General features: G+C 43.7%; 13 protein-coding genes. 1 reads left to right on the plus strand and 12 read right to left on the minus strand.

The window, feature by feature from the left end:
* Positions 1–7: 7 nt before the first annotated feature.
* From lplT to kamA, 5 genes are all read right to left on the minus strand, one after another.
* Positions 8–1,216 carry a lysophospholipid transporter LplT gene (gene lplT, locus NV379_RS00085; protein ID WP_258205224.1) on the minus strand — a complete coding sequence of 403 codons (1,209 nt, stop codon included), beginning with the start codon at positions 1,214–1,216 and terminating at the stop codon, positions 8–10.
* A 14-nt stretch (positions 1,217–1,230) separates the two neighbouring features.
* Positions 1,231–1,668 (minus strand): GNAT family N-acetyltransferase, encoded by a 438-nt coding sequence (locus NV379_RS00090; RefSeq protein ID WP_258205225.1) that lies wholly within the window; start codon positions 1,666–1,668, stop codon positions 1,231–1,233.
* Between the two features lie 59 nt (positions 1,669–1,727).
* Positions 1,728–2,615: a GNAT family N-acetyltransferase gene (locus NV379_RS00095; protein ID WP_258205226.1), complete on the minus strand. Its 888-nt coding sequence runs from the start codon at positions 2,613–2,615 to the stop codon at positions 1,728–1,730.
* 12 nt (positions 2,616–2,627) lie between these two features.
* Entirely contained in the window at positions 2,628–5,249 is a 2,622-nt protein-coding gene (locus NV379_RS00100) for a stalk domain-containing protein (protein ID WP_258205227.1), read from the minus strand.
* A 276-nt stretch (positions 5,250–5,525) separates the two neighbouring features.
* A complete protein-coding gene (kamA, locus tag NV379_RS00105; protein ID WP_258205228.1) occupies positions 5,526–6,962 on the minus strand; it encodes a lysine 2,3-aminomutase in 1,437 nt (478 codons plus the stop codon).
* Between the two features lie 409 nt (positions 6,963–7,371).
* On the opposite strand from kamA, the gene NV379_RS00110 reads away from it, so the two are divergent.
* Positions 7,372–8,193 carry an N-acyl homoserine lactonase family protein gene (locus NV379_RS00110; protein WP_258205229.1) on the plus strand — a complete coding sequence of 274 codons (822 nt, stop codon included), beginning with the start codon at positions 7,372–7,374 and terminating at the stop codon, positions 8,191–8,193.
* 70 nt (positions 8,194–8,263) lie between these two features.
* Here the strand turns inward: NV379_RS00110 and NV379_RS00115 are convergent, their stop codons facing one another.
* The 7 genes from NV379_RS00115 to NV379_RS00145 form a co-directional block, all read right to left on the minus strand.
* Entirely contained in the window at positions 8,264–8,986 is a 723-nt protein-coding gene (locus NV379_RS00115; protein WP_258205230.1) for an amino acid ABC transporter ATP-binding protein, read from the minus strand.
* A 14-nt stretch (positions 8,987–9,000) separates the two neighbouring features.
* Positions 9,001–9,648 carry an amino acid ABC transporter permease gene (locus NV379_RS00120; RefSeq protein ID WP_258206181.1) on the minus strand — a complete coding sequence of 216 codons (648 nt, stop codon included), beginning with the start codon at positions 9,646–9,648 and terminating at the stop codon, positions 9,001–9,003.
* A gap of 94 nt (positions 9,649–9,742) precedes the next feature.
* A complete protein-coding gene (locus tag NV379_RS00125) occupies positions 9,743–10,531 on the minus strand; it encodes a basic amino acid ABC transporter substrate-binding protein (protein WP_258205231.1) in 789 nt (262 codons plus the stop codon).
* Between the two features lie 141 nt (positions 10,532–10,672).
* Positions 10,673–12,115 carry a sigma-54 interaction domain-containing protein gene (locus NV379_RS00130; RefSeq protein WP_258205232.1) on the minus strand — a complete coding sequence of 481 codons (1,443 nt, stop codon included), beginning with the start codon at positions 12,113–12,115 and terminating at the stop codon, positions 10,673–10,675.
* A 9-nt stretch (positions 12,116–12,124) separates the two neighbouring features.
* On the minus strand, positions 12,125–12,595 hold the full coding sequence (locus tag NV379_RS00135) for a GNAT family N-acetyltransferase (RefSeq protein WP_258205233.1): 471 nt from the start codon (positions 12,593–12,595) through the stop codon (positions 12,125–12,127).
* Between the two features lie 12 nt (positions 12,596–12,607).
* Positions 12,608–14,188 (minus strand): M81 family metallopeptidase, encoded by a 1,581-nt coding sequence (locus NV379_RS00140; RefSeq protein WP_258205234.1) that lies wholly within the window; start codon positions 14,186–14,188, stop codon positions 12,608–12,610.
* Positions 14,189–14,225: 37 nt separating this feature from the next.
* A complete protein-coding gene (locus NV379_RS00145; RefSeq protein WP_258205235.1) occupies positions 14,226–15,683 on the minus strand; it encodes an aldehyde dehydrogenase family protein in 1,458 nt (485 codons plus the stop codon).
* Positions 15,684–15,751: the final 68 nt, after the last annotated feature.

Raw genomic sequence — 15,751 nt, forward strand, 5'->3', positions numbered from 1 at the left:
CAAGATATTACATTCGAATAGATTCGCTGTCAATAGCGGTGGCAGTCGCCTGTTTCTTGATCTTACCAACTTGAACACTTAAAACCACGATAAAACAAAGCAAGATAATCCCAATAAATACGACTGACAATTGGATAGATAATTGTGAAGAAACAAGACCTTTGAAGATTAATAAACCCGAAACGGTCAATGTATTTTCCACAAAATTCTGAATGGCGATCGTCTTGCCGGACCCAATCAAGTCTTTCCCGACTTCTTGTAACATTGTATTCAGTGGGATCAAGAAAATCCCCCCTGCTACCCCAATTAGGAACAAGAGCACAGCTGAAATCCACACACTTGTCATAAAAGCACAAATAATAACGAATCCAACCATTAAATAACCAAACACATACGATTGGTAGAGCTTCCCGACTGAAATAATACGCGAAGTTATAAACGAACTAGCAACGACCCCAATAGCGGTTGCTCCGATCATCATGGATTGAGAGGTTGTATCTGTAATGCCTAAATTAGCAGGAATCCAAGCGATGAGTGCAATTCGAAGTACGGATGCTGTTAGCCAGAATGCCCCGGTACCGATGAGGGAGAATCGTGCTTTCTTATTGCGAATTAATTGCTTGAAATCTTTGAAGAATTCTAGTGAGGACTGACCATAACGAAGTGATTTATTCCCCGGCAATCGAGGAATGAGTAAGGTAAGCAGAAGTGAAATGATATATGTGATAAGACATGTAATGACACCAACGGTATCCGAGATGTCGGCTAGAATGCCTCCAGCGACTGTACCGAGCAAGATTGCAAGAATGGTGGTACCTTCCACTAGTGCATTGGCGCGGAGCAATCCTTTTTCCGAATTCGTAAGTTCGGTCAAGATTCCATATTTTGCAGGTGAATATACAACTGCTCCAATTCCAAGTACCGCATAGCAAGCAATCGGATGAATACCGAGGAGCAGCATGCCGATCCCGATACTTTTTAACAAGTTACCCATTAATAAGACGTTGGACTTCGAATTACGGTCCGCGTAAGCACCCACAAGGGGGGCTAGCACCACATAAGCTAATAGAAAACCCATCTGGATATTCAGCACATAGCCCTCTGGATTGCTAACTCCCTGTCTTGTGATGATGCCAATAATAATAAAGAAGTTCACATTATCTGCAAACGAACTAATAAATTGTGTGAATACTAAGGAAGTTAATGGTTTAGGCACGTATGACACCTCACTTATTCTTCGTCAGTATCCTTATCCACTTCATATTTACATGAGAAACGTTCTACACCTGGATACTTCTCCCCGAGGCTCTCGATGACAAATCCGATGCTGCGGTAGAAATCGACTGCTTCTTCGTCTGTTTCGACATGCAAGCTAGATGGTTCCTTAAGTTCGATAAGTTCAAGAATCATTCCTCTGCCAAAACCAGCACCACGACTATCGGGATTAACAGCAAGATGTGTAATTATAATTTGTTTGTCGTGCCCTTCTGCACATCCAATAATACCAACCAAGTGATCCTCGGATACACATCCATAGAGCTCGAGAACATGGCTATTTCGGTAAGTCTCTGTCGTTGATTGTAGCTTATCTACTCCTAGGCCTATTGCGTATCCAAGCAATTCCTGAATCGCTTCTTCATCGACCCGATCTTTCATATTGATTAACATCGTACATCGCTCCTTGTTGTTACTTAACTGAAGTATTATAGCAGATTCAGGATGAAAAGCTATTTTTCCATGGAACGAGTCATGAACACTTGCTCCGTATACGTTGTGAATCCAAGCTCACCAAGTAATTGAACCGGAATTGGATTCGATTTACGCAAGTTAAATGTACCACGGCGACAAGCATGGTCAAGTGGTCCATAAACTTCACGGAGTAGCACTTTATAGATATCAAGCGGATTAGCAATGTCTGGACAAGCCTCGCACTGGAATAATGAGATAGCTGTCAGCTTACTGTCCTTATCATACGTCTGTTTATATAGGGCATAGCCGACAATTTCATCGCCTTCACGAACGATAACTGTCTCCCCATCCTTCACGCTCTGCCACTGACTCGACCACGTTGGCAGATCCAGATAGAACGATACCTTACCTGCTTCTCGCCCCATCCCTCTTGTTACGGTGTAGGGTTGTTCACCTGCTGTTTCAAGTACGGTTGCTGATAACGCCTCGTTATTTTGCAAGAGAGTCACTTCATCAATGACTTCATATCCAACGTGTTTATAGAGATTAATTGCCTTCTCATTCGGGCTAAGTGCTTCAAGTGTTGCGATATCAACCTCCAGCTCCCGATACAATTCCAGATTACGCTGCATAAGAAGTCGACCGATTCCCTGCTTGCGATACGGCATTGCTACACCTGTTCCGCCATTCCAAGCTACCTTCTTGCCACCTATCTCCCGAATAGAATTCATGACAAAGCCAGCAGGGACATCATCAACTAGAATGACGATTGAATTTTCCATGGATAACTCGTTGTTAGCCGTTCTTGCTATGAATGCGTCGATGTTCATGTTCATCGGTAATAAGTACCCTTCAAATCCTGCTGTCCATAACTGCACACATTCTTCAATTGAATACTCGCTCATCTTTTTAAAAGTAATAGTCATGGCATATTCTCCTTACGATTCTAATGTAATGGTTTGCGTTTTTTCATCCCAAGTCACTTTCCAATTGAGCGCTTCTGCAATTTGACGAAGGGGTACCATCGTGCGTCCGCTTGATGTAAGCTGAGGGGCAGCATCGGAGATGATTCGTTTGCCTGTAAAAATCATATCTTTGCGACCGATCCACATATCCATGAGTTTATCCCCTTGATCAATCGTCACTTGCTGTTCCTTGGCGTTCCACTTCACTTGACCCCCTAATGCCTCGGTAATGACACGCACTGGAACCATGGTCCGATTGTCCGTTACCAGAGGTGCTTGATCAAGCTTGACTGTCTTACCAGCAATCGTCATCATGTTCTTGCCAATGGTCATCTTGACTTGTTTCTTGGCTGTTGCATCCGTAGTTGTCTTTGAAACAAAGGAGATGTCATCGAATTGAACAGATCCCTTAAGTGCTCGTTCGTCTTGACCCTCAGCAGGGCTTGTTACATATATATTTTTGACCGTGATCGGATATTTCACCTTATAATCTTCCAGATTGACGGTAAGCTCTTTCCAACCTGTCCAATTCATATTTTTTGTAAAATCTAACCTTGTGAGCTTTCCATCCCCATCAACGATTTCAGAGCGAACCCAATTGCCGGAGTTATCCCCTGACACTTTGACTTTCATAAGTTGTGGAGTTCCTCCAACCTTTGAGCCATTCTTGCCGTTAAAATCTGCATACACAGCTTTGTTCCCTTTGCCATCTGTAAAATCGTACTCTAACTGCAAGCTCTTATTCGCATTCGTATCTTTCACAATTCGAATGGTCCCCTTCACTTCAGCTGGGTACACATCGCTTGTTGTTAGCAACCCGTATTGATCCAGATCATACCAAGGTGTCTCCTCAAGTTTATTCAGTGTCAGCATGGTGGAGAAACCATCGTATCTAGCGATAACGCGGACATCTTTGACATTGTTAATGTCATTAACTGTTAATTGACCATTCTCTACTTTTGCTGATTTCGGTCCAAGCACTTCCCACTTAACAGCATCGGAAGGAAGTACACTGCTGCGTCCTTGCAGATCAGTTGCGGTAATTTTCAAATCGTAGATCGTGTTCGCTTTTAGCATCGGATTTGAGGTCGTAAGTTTTAGTGATGACAGATCATCACGTCCAGCTACTTTAACATCCTGCTTAACTGTCCCTAACCCAGCAGAAGCTGTAAGTGTCGTCGTTCCGATCGAACTTGCTGTAAAGCTCATACCGTCTATTTTTCCAAGAGCATTCGATGTATTTAACTGTGGAGTTGTGCTTGAGTCTAGTGCTACGGGGTTATAGTACTCATCGTATCCTTTGACCGAGAAGGCTGCTTTCTCTCCTAGGAATACTTGTTTAGGTCCATGAAGAACAAGACCCGTAAGCTTGCCTTTAGGCGCAAGCGAGAATACACCTACACTATTCACCACATCACGCTGTCCACCAAATTCCGTTATGTTCGTAATCACAGGTGTCGTTTCCCCAAGTGGTCTTGTTACTAGTTGGGTCGAGGCACCGCCATCGAGGTTCATGCCTTTCCAGACGCCAACATTGACCATTAAGTCTTGAAGTTCTGGTAATGCAAGTCCATCACTATGCGTAGAACGATCTGCAGTGACTAAGTAGGCCGTCTTCATATCTTTGGAATAACCAATTGCCGTTCGCGAGCGAAAACCTTCAAGTTCGGTCTCCGAGCGAGAGAAAGTGGATGCCTTACCTTCATCGACGAGGATGGAGTGACCACCGACCATCATTTTGAAATTTTTCGTGTCATATTGCTTGTTCGGATCTTGTGGAACTAAGCTATAATCCACTTTAAGCGGATCTCCAACTTTCAGATGGGTTTTCACATATTCAGCAGATTTACCAGCAGCTCTTAGAATATAGCCATCTTCTGGGGCAACTTCTTTAATGACACCGTTAATCTCAATCTGGGTGATGACGCCTTTCTGGACTTTCACTTCGGTTGGAACTGATACACCATCATTCGAACGATAATCGAGCGCCCACGTATTGGTGTAGAGGAACATACCGTCTGTATGGCTGTGCGTACCGTCGTCGTACCAATAGTACGTTTTGTTCACACCACCGATTGGATACGTGGAATTGTCTTTGGCTGTAATCGAACCTTTAAATGCGAATAGATCAACAATCGGCTGATTGTCTTTCGTAAGGGCGAACGAATACAAGCCAGATACGAGATCAGGCGTTGTCGCTAGTAATTTCCCATTCGATATTTCGGGACCAATAGGAACACCTTCAGCCTGAGTATTAAAGAAATCACCATTCACTCCAGCCACTGCACCCGTTTCTTTAACCATGTTAAGTACCGATTGTTTAAATGTGTATTTCCCACCGATTCCCGTCATCATGTCTAGCTTCACATTCGGATTGGTCAAGTCTACTTCTATCACCCTTGCTGTAGTAGATACATCATTGCTTCCTCGCTTAGATGTCCACGTGTAGGTCTTCATCACAGCTCCAGAGGTTAGAATATCGCTTGCATTCAATACGACCGAAGCTTGTGCTTCTGTAATCGGTATTAAGCTAATCGTCTGCGCTGTGAGGGTGACTGCAAGTAGAACTCCCCATAACTTCTTCTGCACTTTCATAACACGTAAATCCTCCCCGATTGTAAGTGTATGTCATTATCTATGTGCAAGTCTAAGATGGGTGTGACTCTTCAACTATACGCCTTTCGTTTAGTAAAATCTACCATATGCATGGAATGATAGATTCACAAATGATAGAACTGCCAAATATTTGGCATGCAAAAAAGCCGCCATAATAGCGGCTTTCTAAGTGAGATTACGTCCGTAAATGAACAGGTAACTTTCAAATGAATCCTAATGCGATTGTATCGCGATATTTCCGACCTGATGGCGCGTCTAGTTACCTGGCTCCTCATCTGTGTTGGCAGTTGAGTTTTCCTTCTTTTCCTTCGCTTGCATGAGCTTGATCTTCATGGCGTCACGCTTTTCACGGAAGTCTTTGAGCGAGCTGTGTGATTCGGCGTGCTCGTAATTTTTACGCTTGTTGATGCGTCGTAATCCTTCGGGTATAAGTGTGAACTGTTGATCTTTCATTAAAGCAGCAATTCCTATGGAATCAGGTTGTTTGGTTACGCCATATGCTTCGTTATAATAATCATCTGCTTGACCTGGTACGTAATTCTTCGGTTCTGGGTATGACGTGATAACGCCTTCAAAGTTACGCAATACGACCTTGTCAGGACTTTGAGAGATCAAGTAATTCGGTGTTAGCGCGATCTTGCCTCCTCCACCAGGTGCATCCACTACAAAAGTTGGAACCGCATAACCTGAAGTATGACCTCGTAAATTCTCAATAATCTCAAGACCTTTCGATACAGGTGCACGAAAATGTCCAATTCCCTCCGACAAGTCACATTGGTAAATGTAGTAAGGACGAACACGAATTTTGACTAGCTCATGCATGAGCTTTTTCATAATTACTGTGCTGTCATTTATTCCAGCTAAGATCACACTTTGATTACCTAATGGGACGCCTGCATAGGAGAGCATGTCACATGCTTTCTTCGCTTCTTCGGTAATTTCGAGCGGATGATTAAAGTGTGTATTGAGCCAGATTGGATGGTACTTCTTCAAGATATTACACAGGTTCTCGGTAATCCGCTGCGGAAAGACGACGGGTGCACGTGTACCGATCCGAATAATCTCAACATGTGGGATATCGCGAAGATTTTTCAAAATATACTCAAGCACTGTATCGTTAATCAGTAGTCCATCCCCACCAGATAGCAGCACATCGCGGATTTCAGGATTATTACGAATGTAGGCAATCGCATCATTAAGCTGCTTTTTCGGAACGCCCATCCCTACTTGACCGGAGAATCGGCGTCTCGTGCAATAACGACAGTACATGGAGCATTGGTTCGTAACTAGGAAGAGCACGCGATCTGGATAGCGGTGTGTTAAGCCAGGTGTTGGCGAATCATCATCTTCTTGGAGTGGATCTTCAAGATCGTATTGCGTTTTCATGATTTCAGCGGATAAAGGAACAGATTGTTTACGAATTGGGCAACGTGGATCATCTGGGTTCATAAGGGATGCATAGTAAGGTGTGATATTAAGTGGGATGGTCATCGTCGAAATGCGCACCCCTGCTTCTTCATCAGGCGTTAAGTTAACGACTTTCTTCAAATCTTCAAACGTCTGAATCGTATTCGTGAGCTGCCAGAGCCAATCATTCCATTTCTCTTCAGGTACGTCTTTCCATAGTTCAATATCAGTATAATGGCGGCGTTCGCCAGCTTGTTGTACGTGGTGAATCCCATTGTCAGGCATATCCATCTCCCCTAACTGTAGAGTATTGGCAATTGATAATATACATATAGCAAGAAGGATGCCAACTTGTGGATAGATGAAGAAATTATCTGCACTCTTTTAGAAAAAGTATGAAAAATGGGTTGCGATGAGTGAATTTGGCATTTATTTAATGTCGTTAATAAGTTGGTAATACATTCTTTTCCTATTCATATTAGTTGTAAAATGTGTCTTCGACTTCGTTTAACAACACCTTACCGTAATCACTCAACTATTTTGCATGCAAAAAATTTGGCAGCATCTCTTCATTTGGCATGATGATGCTGCCTTCAAGGATCGTGTGTGACCATAGATTTAATTGGTTATCATTGCCATTTTTATTATAAAAAGTTATTCTAGGTTATATTGCTAAAATTAGGAGGTTAGGCAAATGAACAGTATCATTCACGTCCTTCACACAGGGACATGTATTATGGATCGTGCAATCGCCTTTTATGATGAAACCAGACAATTGATTCTGTTTGATGATTTAAGCATAGAAGATCGAATAGAATTGCCTGTGTCTGCTTACATCATCGAGCATCCTAAAGGAATGATTCTCTTTGATACCGGCTGGCATGAACGCTTGAGGACTCATCAAGAGGAGCATTTAGAGCCATTTGCTTATGCGCTTTTTCGTGGCACTCTGCCAGAAGGAGAATCCATAAACGAACATTTAACTCGATTAAATATCCAGTCCAAAGATATCGATTACGTCATTTTATCTCATCTGCATTCTGATCATGTGAGTGGGGTAAAGCATGTACATGATGCTAAGAAAATCATAGCTTCAAATATTGAAATGGAGTACGCCAAAACAGGTTTAGGTTATATTCCATCGATGTGGGACGGTGTAGAGATCAATCCATTTGAGTTTAAGCCAATCCCATTTGGTCCTTACAAGCAAGGATTGGATCTTTACGATGATGGATCTGTATACATCGTATATACACCAGGGCATACAGCAGGACAATGCTCTCTTCTTGTACAGACCATTCATGGTTGGGTGCTGCTCGTAAGTGATGTAGGCTATGCAAATTCTTCGTGGGATGAGGGTGTGCTCCCTGGTACATTTGTAAGTAAAGAGGATGCCATTCAATCGATGAAATGGGTGGAAGAGTTCAAACAGCGGGATGATTGTTACCAAGTTATTATTAATCATGAACCATCGATACAACCTCATGTAATTGGGACTATGTCTTTAACATCGTAATAAGTAAAAAGAGCCGAATGATACTAAGGATTATAATCCCTGTTATCATTCGGCTCTTTTAAGTTAAGAATTACAACACTTTCGATAAGAACAATTGCGTACGAGGATGCTTAGGCTTATCGAACAACTCACTTGGCTTACCTTGCTCGATAATGCTGCCCTGCTCGATGAACAGAACACGATCGGCAACTTCCTTAGCGAAGCCCATTTCGTGGGTTACGACGATCATCGTCATACCGTCCCTTGCCAGCTGTTTCATAACCGCAAGTACTTCCCCGATCATCTCTGGATCAAGCGCCGACGTTGGCTCGTCGAACAACATAACTTTCGGTTCCATTGCAAGTGCTCTTGCAATGGCTACACGCTGTGCTTGACCGCCTGAGAGTGATGCTGGCATGACTTCAGCTTTATCCTTAAGCCCTACCTTCTCAAGCAATTCCATTCCTTTGGCTCTTGCCTTATCTTTCGGCCATTTACGAACTTGAATCAGTGCTAACATGATATTATCAATTACCTTCAGATGCTGGAACAAATTGAACTGTTGGAACACCATTCCAACTTCAGTGCGCAGCTCTGTTAGGCTTGTTTTGGGTAAAAGTACATTCTTCCCTTCGAAATAAAGCTCACCTTGATCCGGTTGCTCGAGCAGGTTCATACAACGAAGGATCGTGGACTTACCTGAACCAGATGGCCCAATAATGACAACTACCTCAGATTGCGCTACTTCCAGATTAATATCTTTTAGGATCGGCTTCGAATCGAATGATTTGTTTAAACCACGAACTTGTATCATCGCACTCATTGATCCTACACCTTCCTTTCGATATAAACGAGTAATTTATTGAGGCTGTACGTCAACACGAGATAGATGAACGCTGCTGCCAAATATGGCTCCCATACCTTGTAATATTGTCCACGCATTGCATTACTCCAATACATAATCTCTGGAGCAGCAATTACAGCTACGAGAGAAGAATCTTTAATGAGCACAATAAATTCGTTACCGAATGCTGGAATCATACGCTTAATCGCCTGAGGAAGCACAACATGGCGCATCGTCTGAAAGTGGCTAAGTCCTAGCGAGTGTGCAGCCTCAACCTGCCCTTTGTCGATGGATTGAATGCCTGCTCGATAAATCTCAGCTGTGTAAGCCGCACAATTGAGTGTAAGAGCTAGGATCGCTGCTACAATTGGATTTGTGCTACCTATGAAGAAAGGTACAATACCAAAATGAACAATTAAAATTTGAACATATAACGGGGTACCACGAAAGAAGTGAATATAACCCATCATCGGTAGACGAACGATCCATAATCGAGACATTTGACCGAATGTAATACCGAGTCCGAGAATTGAGCCCATTATAATCGCAACGATCGATATTCCGATTGTAAACAGGGTGCCTTTTAATAACAAAGGCAAGTAATCTATGATGATATCAAAACGAAAATCCATTGCAATCAGGTCTCCTTTATCTAATAAAATAAGAACAAGAAAAGCATTCGCTGCAGGTGCATCACGAATGCTCTTCCAAGAAATCATTCATACGCTATTTCAATAGACTGTCTACTTTCGGCTCTACGCCCATCCACTTTTTATAAATTTCCTTGTACGTACCACTGCTTACGACTTTCTTAATCGCAGGATCAAGTTTCGCTTTTAGCTCGCTGCCTTTAGGAAGTAAGATGGCATAGTATTCTGGTGTGAAATTTTTCGTATCTTCAATGCTCTTGAATTTCTTGTTCGGGTTGTTCTTCAAGTACTCACGTACGATTGCAACGTCTGCTACCACTGCATCAACGCCGCCTTTTTCAAGCTCCATTAGGGCAACTGCATTGCTATCAAACTTCTTAAGGTTTGGGTTCTTTTCTCCAAGAATTGTACCCATAATCGTGTCTGCTGTTGTAGAGATTTGTACCGCTACTTTCTTCTCTTTCAAGTCAGCAGCACTCTTCACTGGGCTGTCTTCTTTAACTAGAATCATATTAATGGATTCAAAATAAGGTGCAGAGTAATCGTATGTAGCTTTGCGCTCATCAGTAATTGATACACTGGAAATCGCACCGTGATATTCTTTACCTTGCTTTACACTCTCAAGCAGCGTATCCCAACCGATATTTTTCAATTCATACTTAACGCCAGCTTCTTTCATGACTGCATCGAGGAAATCCACGTCAAATCCAACGATCTTGTCCTTGTCCATGTTCTCCATTGGTGCATATTGCGCATCCGTTGCAAATACATACTTCTTGTCATCTCCACTTGCTGCTTTGGAACCACAGCCTGTTAATGTAAATGCGACTGTGGCTGCAAGCGCTAACAAAAATCCTTTTTTCATGACGCGTATCCCCCATTATTTTATTTGGTCTATGAACTCCATAAATTGATAGTATCAAAGGAGAGGCTGCTTGTTAATTGTTTTTTCTAATTTTTCTAAAAATTTATGATTTTTTATTCATGTTGTTAAATAATTTGCCGTTCAGGTATGACGAATCTCGTATTTAGTTAACTTGTATTGTAAAGATTGCCTTTTTATTCCTAATGCTTCTGCTGTCCTGCTAATATTCCCATGACACGCTTCAAACATATGACGAATCGTATCACGTTCGACTTGGTCTAGTAACTCTTGCAAGTTCGTTTGCATAGGGCTTTGGGTAATAGAGTCAGGGACTAATCGCTTAGGTGTTACCCGTGCTGGAGGATTATTCTCAAATAAAAAGGCGGGCAAGTGGTTTTCTTCAATTAGATCACAACCCATATCCATCATGTTAAATGCTGATTCGATGGCATGACTTAACTGACGAATATTGCCCGGCCAATGAAAGTGATAGAGTCGTGCTATAGCGTTCTCTGTCAGACCACGTACATGCGTGCCAAACCGCTCATTGCATGATTGTACAAAATGTTCCACGAGCGACGGGATATCGCTACGTCTCTTCGCTAGCTCTGGCAGTTCAATCTGTACGACATTTAACCTGAACAATAAATCGGAACGAAGAATTCCCTTCTCCACTGCCTCGGTTGGATCCATATTCATTGCGGCAATGACACGCACATTCACTTGTTGTTCGGTCGTACCGCCAATTCGTCTAATTTTCCCATCCTGCAGTACACGCAGCAGCTTCGCTTGCAGACCCAGATCGAGACTGCTCAGCTCATCGAAGAATAAGGTTCCCCCATTCGCTTGCTCAAATATGCCCTGGCGATCCACTGACCCCGTAAATGCACCACGATTGGTTCCGAAAAGGAGTGCTTCCATCAGTTCTTTGGGTACGGCTGCGCAGTTCTGAGCGAGAAATGGATGACTGCTGCGTGAACTCGCGTTATGTATACTTTGTGCGACGAGTTCTTTGCCTGTTCCTGTTGTTCCGCATATGAGGACGGGTGATGGCGTGCGTGCTGCTTTTTTGGCGAGTGAAATTGCTTTGAGGAAATTCGAATCCTGACCGATGATGTCACTGAAGTGGTAGTCTGCTGAGCCTACTTTGGATTTATTCTTCTGCTTAGAAGCGACAAGTTGTTTGTTCAGATCAAGGATCTGATCATACATACTCATGACATTCGATATATCACGGGCGATTTCTACAGCGCCAATCATGACATCATTTTCAAAAAGCGGGTATGTGCTGTTAATAGAAGTGATGTGTTTACCTTGGAGATTGACATACGTCTGGAGTTGATCTGTGATCGGAGTGCTCTTTTGCAAGACGAGATGGAGGGTGCTTGTCTCATTCGTTAGCGAAGGAAATAGCTCAAGAATGTTCTGTCCAAGCACTTGTTTCAAGCTTAATCCGTCGATGTTCGCCATGGTTTCGTTGTAGTAAACGGTTGCTCCATGAATGTCCACCATATGAACACCGACGTTAATCATGCTTAGAATCCATTCAAATTGCGAGGACCACTTTGGGCGGTTAGGGTCCATGAGCATCACCTACTTTAATTTTTTGACCATATAGTAGCGCTCTCTGCCTTCTCCATACTCGTGGGCTCTACGCTCCTTAACTGTGAATCCAGCACGCATGTACAGCTTCACCGCTGAGACATTACTTGGTTTCACGGTCAGGCAGACCTCAGAGAAGTTGTCTTCTTGCAACATTTCAAATACATAATCAAGTAATAGAATACCGAAGCCCTTGCCTTGATAATCGTTACGTACATAGTAGCCATAGATGTAAGCCTTGTCTGGTTTCTGATAATCACGCATAAGTTCACAGACAGCCATCGGTACCGGGTCACCTTCTGCATACATCAGAACAAGTCGTCCATAACGGGCAATTGGTACAAGCCCCCATTCATCGACCGCACCATCAGCGCCAAAGACGTCTTTTTCAAGCTGAATCATCGTTTGAAGCAATTCGGGTGAGAGTTGGTCCGGTGTTTCGAAATAGAAGTTAGATGTCATCGTCAGTTCCCCCTATATTTCATCGAGCGGCCAGATTGGACGCGGAATGTGATGATAAGTAAAATGTTTGAATTGATTAGAAGCAAGCCCTGGCCCATCCACGTATATAACTTGACTGAGGATCGGATCAAAAGCAGCGCGGAAGTGGTTCTTCACCTTCAACGCAAGGATCTGATAATTCGTTGGTTCTAGTCCAATATGACGGAACAGTCCCAAATCATTGGCAGAAAGGGATCGACCAGTTAAAAGAATATCGATCTGTTGAACCCGAATATGCGCAGCACCTTTTGTATCAATTAGCAGCCCTGTGTTCATCGGTCCCGTGTTTCGAAACTTTCCGTCAGACAGACGGATGATGTCCGCGTTAACATGGATTGGCTTGCCAAATTCAGATGATAACCTGCCACCTAGTTGAAGGGTAATTGTAGCCCCTTCGCCAGCCTCAATGCAAGCTTGTAGAGACTCAGGATCATAGAGTGCGCCGAACAATACGCTGGCCAAGTTACGATGCAACAGTTTGTTGAGTAGTGCGGTTACATCGCCAGTACCACCACTTAGTGGATTATCTGAGATTTCCGCAAGAGCAATGGGTTTGAGTCTGGCTTGATTTTGCTCAGTAAGAGATGGAATACCGGTTTGATTGTCAGCAGGATCGTTTAACGAATTCGAAATGTAAGTTAAGTTGTTCGCATCAATCCTATTTAAAGCCATGTCCACTGCTTCCTGAATATTAGGCAGTTGCATGACGAAGCGTTCACGCTGCGCCCAGAACATTGCTGCAAGTCGATCGGCGACTTCCTCAGCTTTCTCAATATTCGTAGATACGACGATTACACTCGCCCCTGCTTCGGGAATATCACAATACGGGAATCCGCCAAGTATCGTTGCACAGCGAATGTCGTGATCACTCTCCGCACCTATTGCAGCTTGAATCATATCTGCCATTGGACCTTCCTCAGTGCGCATATTGACACTGGGAAGCATCATTGGCAGCTTGCGGAATGCGGCATGAAAAGGCTTGTTGGTGTTCAAGAAGTCAATTAAAGCATGAGCGGCATGGACCCCTTGCTCGTACATATCGATATGCGGGTATGTCTTGAATCCGAAGAACATCGAAGTATGTGTGAACATACGGCTGCTAATGTTGGCATGCATATCAAGTGTAATTGCAAGGGGCAACTCTTTACCTTTGAGCTGGTAGATCAGCTCTAACAGTTCACTTTCTGGATCACTTACAGATGGCGTTACCATGGAACCGTGCATGGCGAGCAAGAGTCCGTCTAAATCATCTGCTTGTTGTAATGCTGAGAGCAGTTTCTGCTTGATCTCTTGATACGCTTCATCCGTGACCATACCCGAAGGAATTGCCGCAGCACAGACAAGCGGGACGATCGTATGACCTGTTTGCTCAAGAACATCGATGAATCCCCCGACTTCTGTCTTCGTTCCACGATATGCAGTTAGAATAGAACCTCCTTCATGATACCCTTCATCATAAAAAGCTTGTATGTCAGTTCGCACAGGACTGAATGTATGGGATTCATGGTAGAAGAACGCAATGCCGATTCGATAATTGGAGTGGATGATGCTCAACTTGGTTTCCTCCTTTCAAGTTTAATGATTAATGACGTTAATAATTTGTGTACACCGTCTTCCACTCCGTCATGACATCGAACGCCTGATAAGCTACTTCCCGATGTCCGTTACCTGATTGCTTTAGTCCGCCAAATGCGAGTCCAATCTCTGCATTAGATGTACCGTTGTTGATATATACAAGTCCTGATTCCAAATCTCGGGCAGCACGATTGGCATAGTGAAGACTATTCGTGTAGATGGAGCTGGATAAGCCATATACGGATTCGTTATTGATCGCGACTGCATCTTCGTAATCTTGTGCGGTGATGATTGCAAGTACAGGACCGAATACTTCCTCTTGAGCAATTCGGTGATGCCTTTGTACATCTGTAATTACAGTTGGCGAATAATACAATCCTTGCGTTTGCCACGGCTCCATCACAAGACGATGCCCCCCACAAAGTATATGTCCACCTTCATCCTGCGCAATCTTGACATAACGCTGAACGGTTGCAAGTTGGCTATTGTTCGCAAGTGATCCGACATGAACATCAGCATCGAGTCCATTGCCAATTTGTAACTTCCTCGTTAATGCAACGATACGCTGTTCAAGCGCTTGCTGAACCGAAGCTTCAACAATGACTCGACTCGCTGCGGTGCAGCGCTGTCCCGATGTGGCGTATGCCGAGCGAACGATACCTGCGGCAGCAAGGTCGAGATCGGCATCTGCGAGAACGATGACGGCGTTCTTACCGCCGAGTTCGAGTGCAATCCTTTTCAGATGATAACCAGCTTGTTTAGCGAGCTTCTTCCCCACTTCTGTTGAACCTGTAAAAACAATTACCGATACGTCTGGGTGTTCGGCTAGTTGTGAACCTACAGTACTTCCTGAACCGAATACGGTGTTAATCACGCCTGCCGGCAAATCGCACGAATCGATTATTTCCGTAAAAAGTTTCGCACACAGCGCCACATCTGAAGCAGGTTTCCAGACGATCGAATTGCCTGCGACAAGTGCGGTGCACATTTTGTAAGCGGCCAGTGAGAGAGGGAAGTTCCATGGGGTAATACAAGCGACGACACCCACTGGTTCGCGTACTGTCATAATCATCCGATCAGGCGAGCCAGCAGGAACGGTCTGACCGTACATCCGTCTCCCCTCACCCGCCATATATTTGCAAAATTGAATAACAACATCGACTTCGCCGTAGGATTCTGATATTACTTTTCCCATCTCAAGGGTCATCAGCTTTGCTAGTTCGTCACGTCGTTCTTGCACACGCTCAGCGAGCAGCCACAAGTAATCTGCACGCTTTGGAGCGGGTACAAGTCGCCATGCACGAAAGGACTGTTTCGCTGCGCTCACAGCCTCATCTACATCTGTTGAATTAGACAAGACAATAGCACCTAACACTTCAGAAGTTGAAGGATTAACGCTATTAAACACCTCTCGATCAACAGGTAATCTCCATTCCCCATTAATATAATTGCCGACGTACTCCAGATTCGCCATTATTGACACCTCTTCATTTAACAAGTATTTAGTGATCGAATATTACTGTGATAACGGCTGTTATCCAA

Source organism: Paenibacillus radicibacter, assembly GCF_024721995.1.
Taxonomy (GTDB): domain Bacteria; phylum Bacillota; class Bacilli; order Paenibacillales; family NBRC-103111; genus Paenibacillus_AM; species Paenibacillus_AM radicibacter.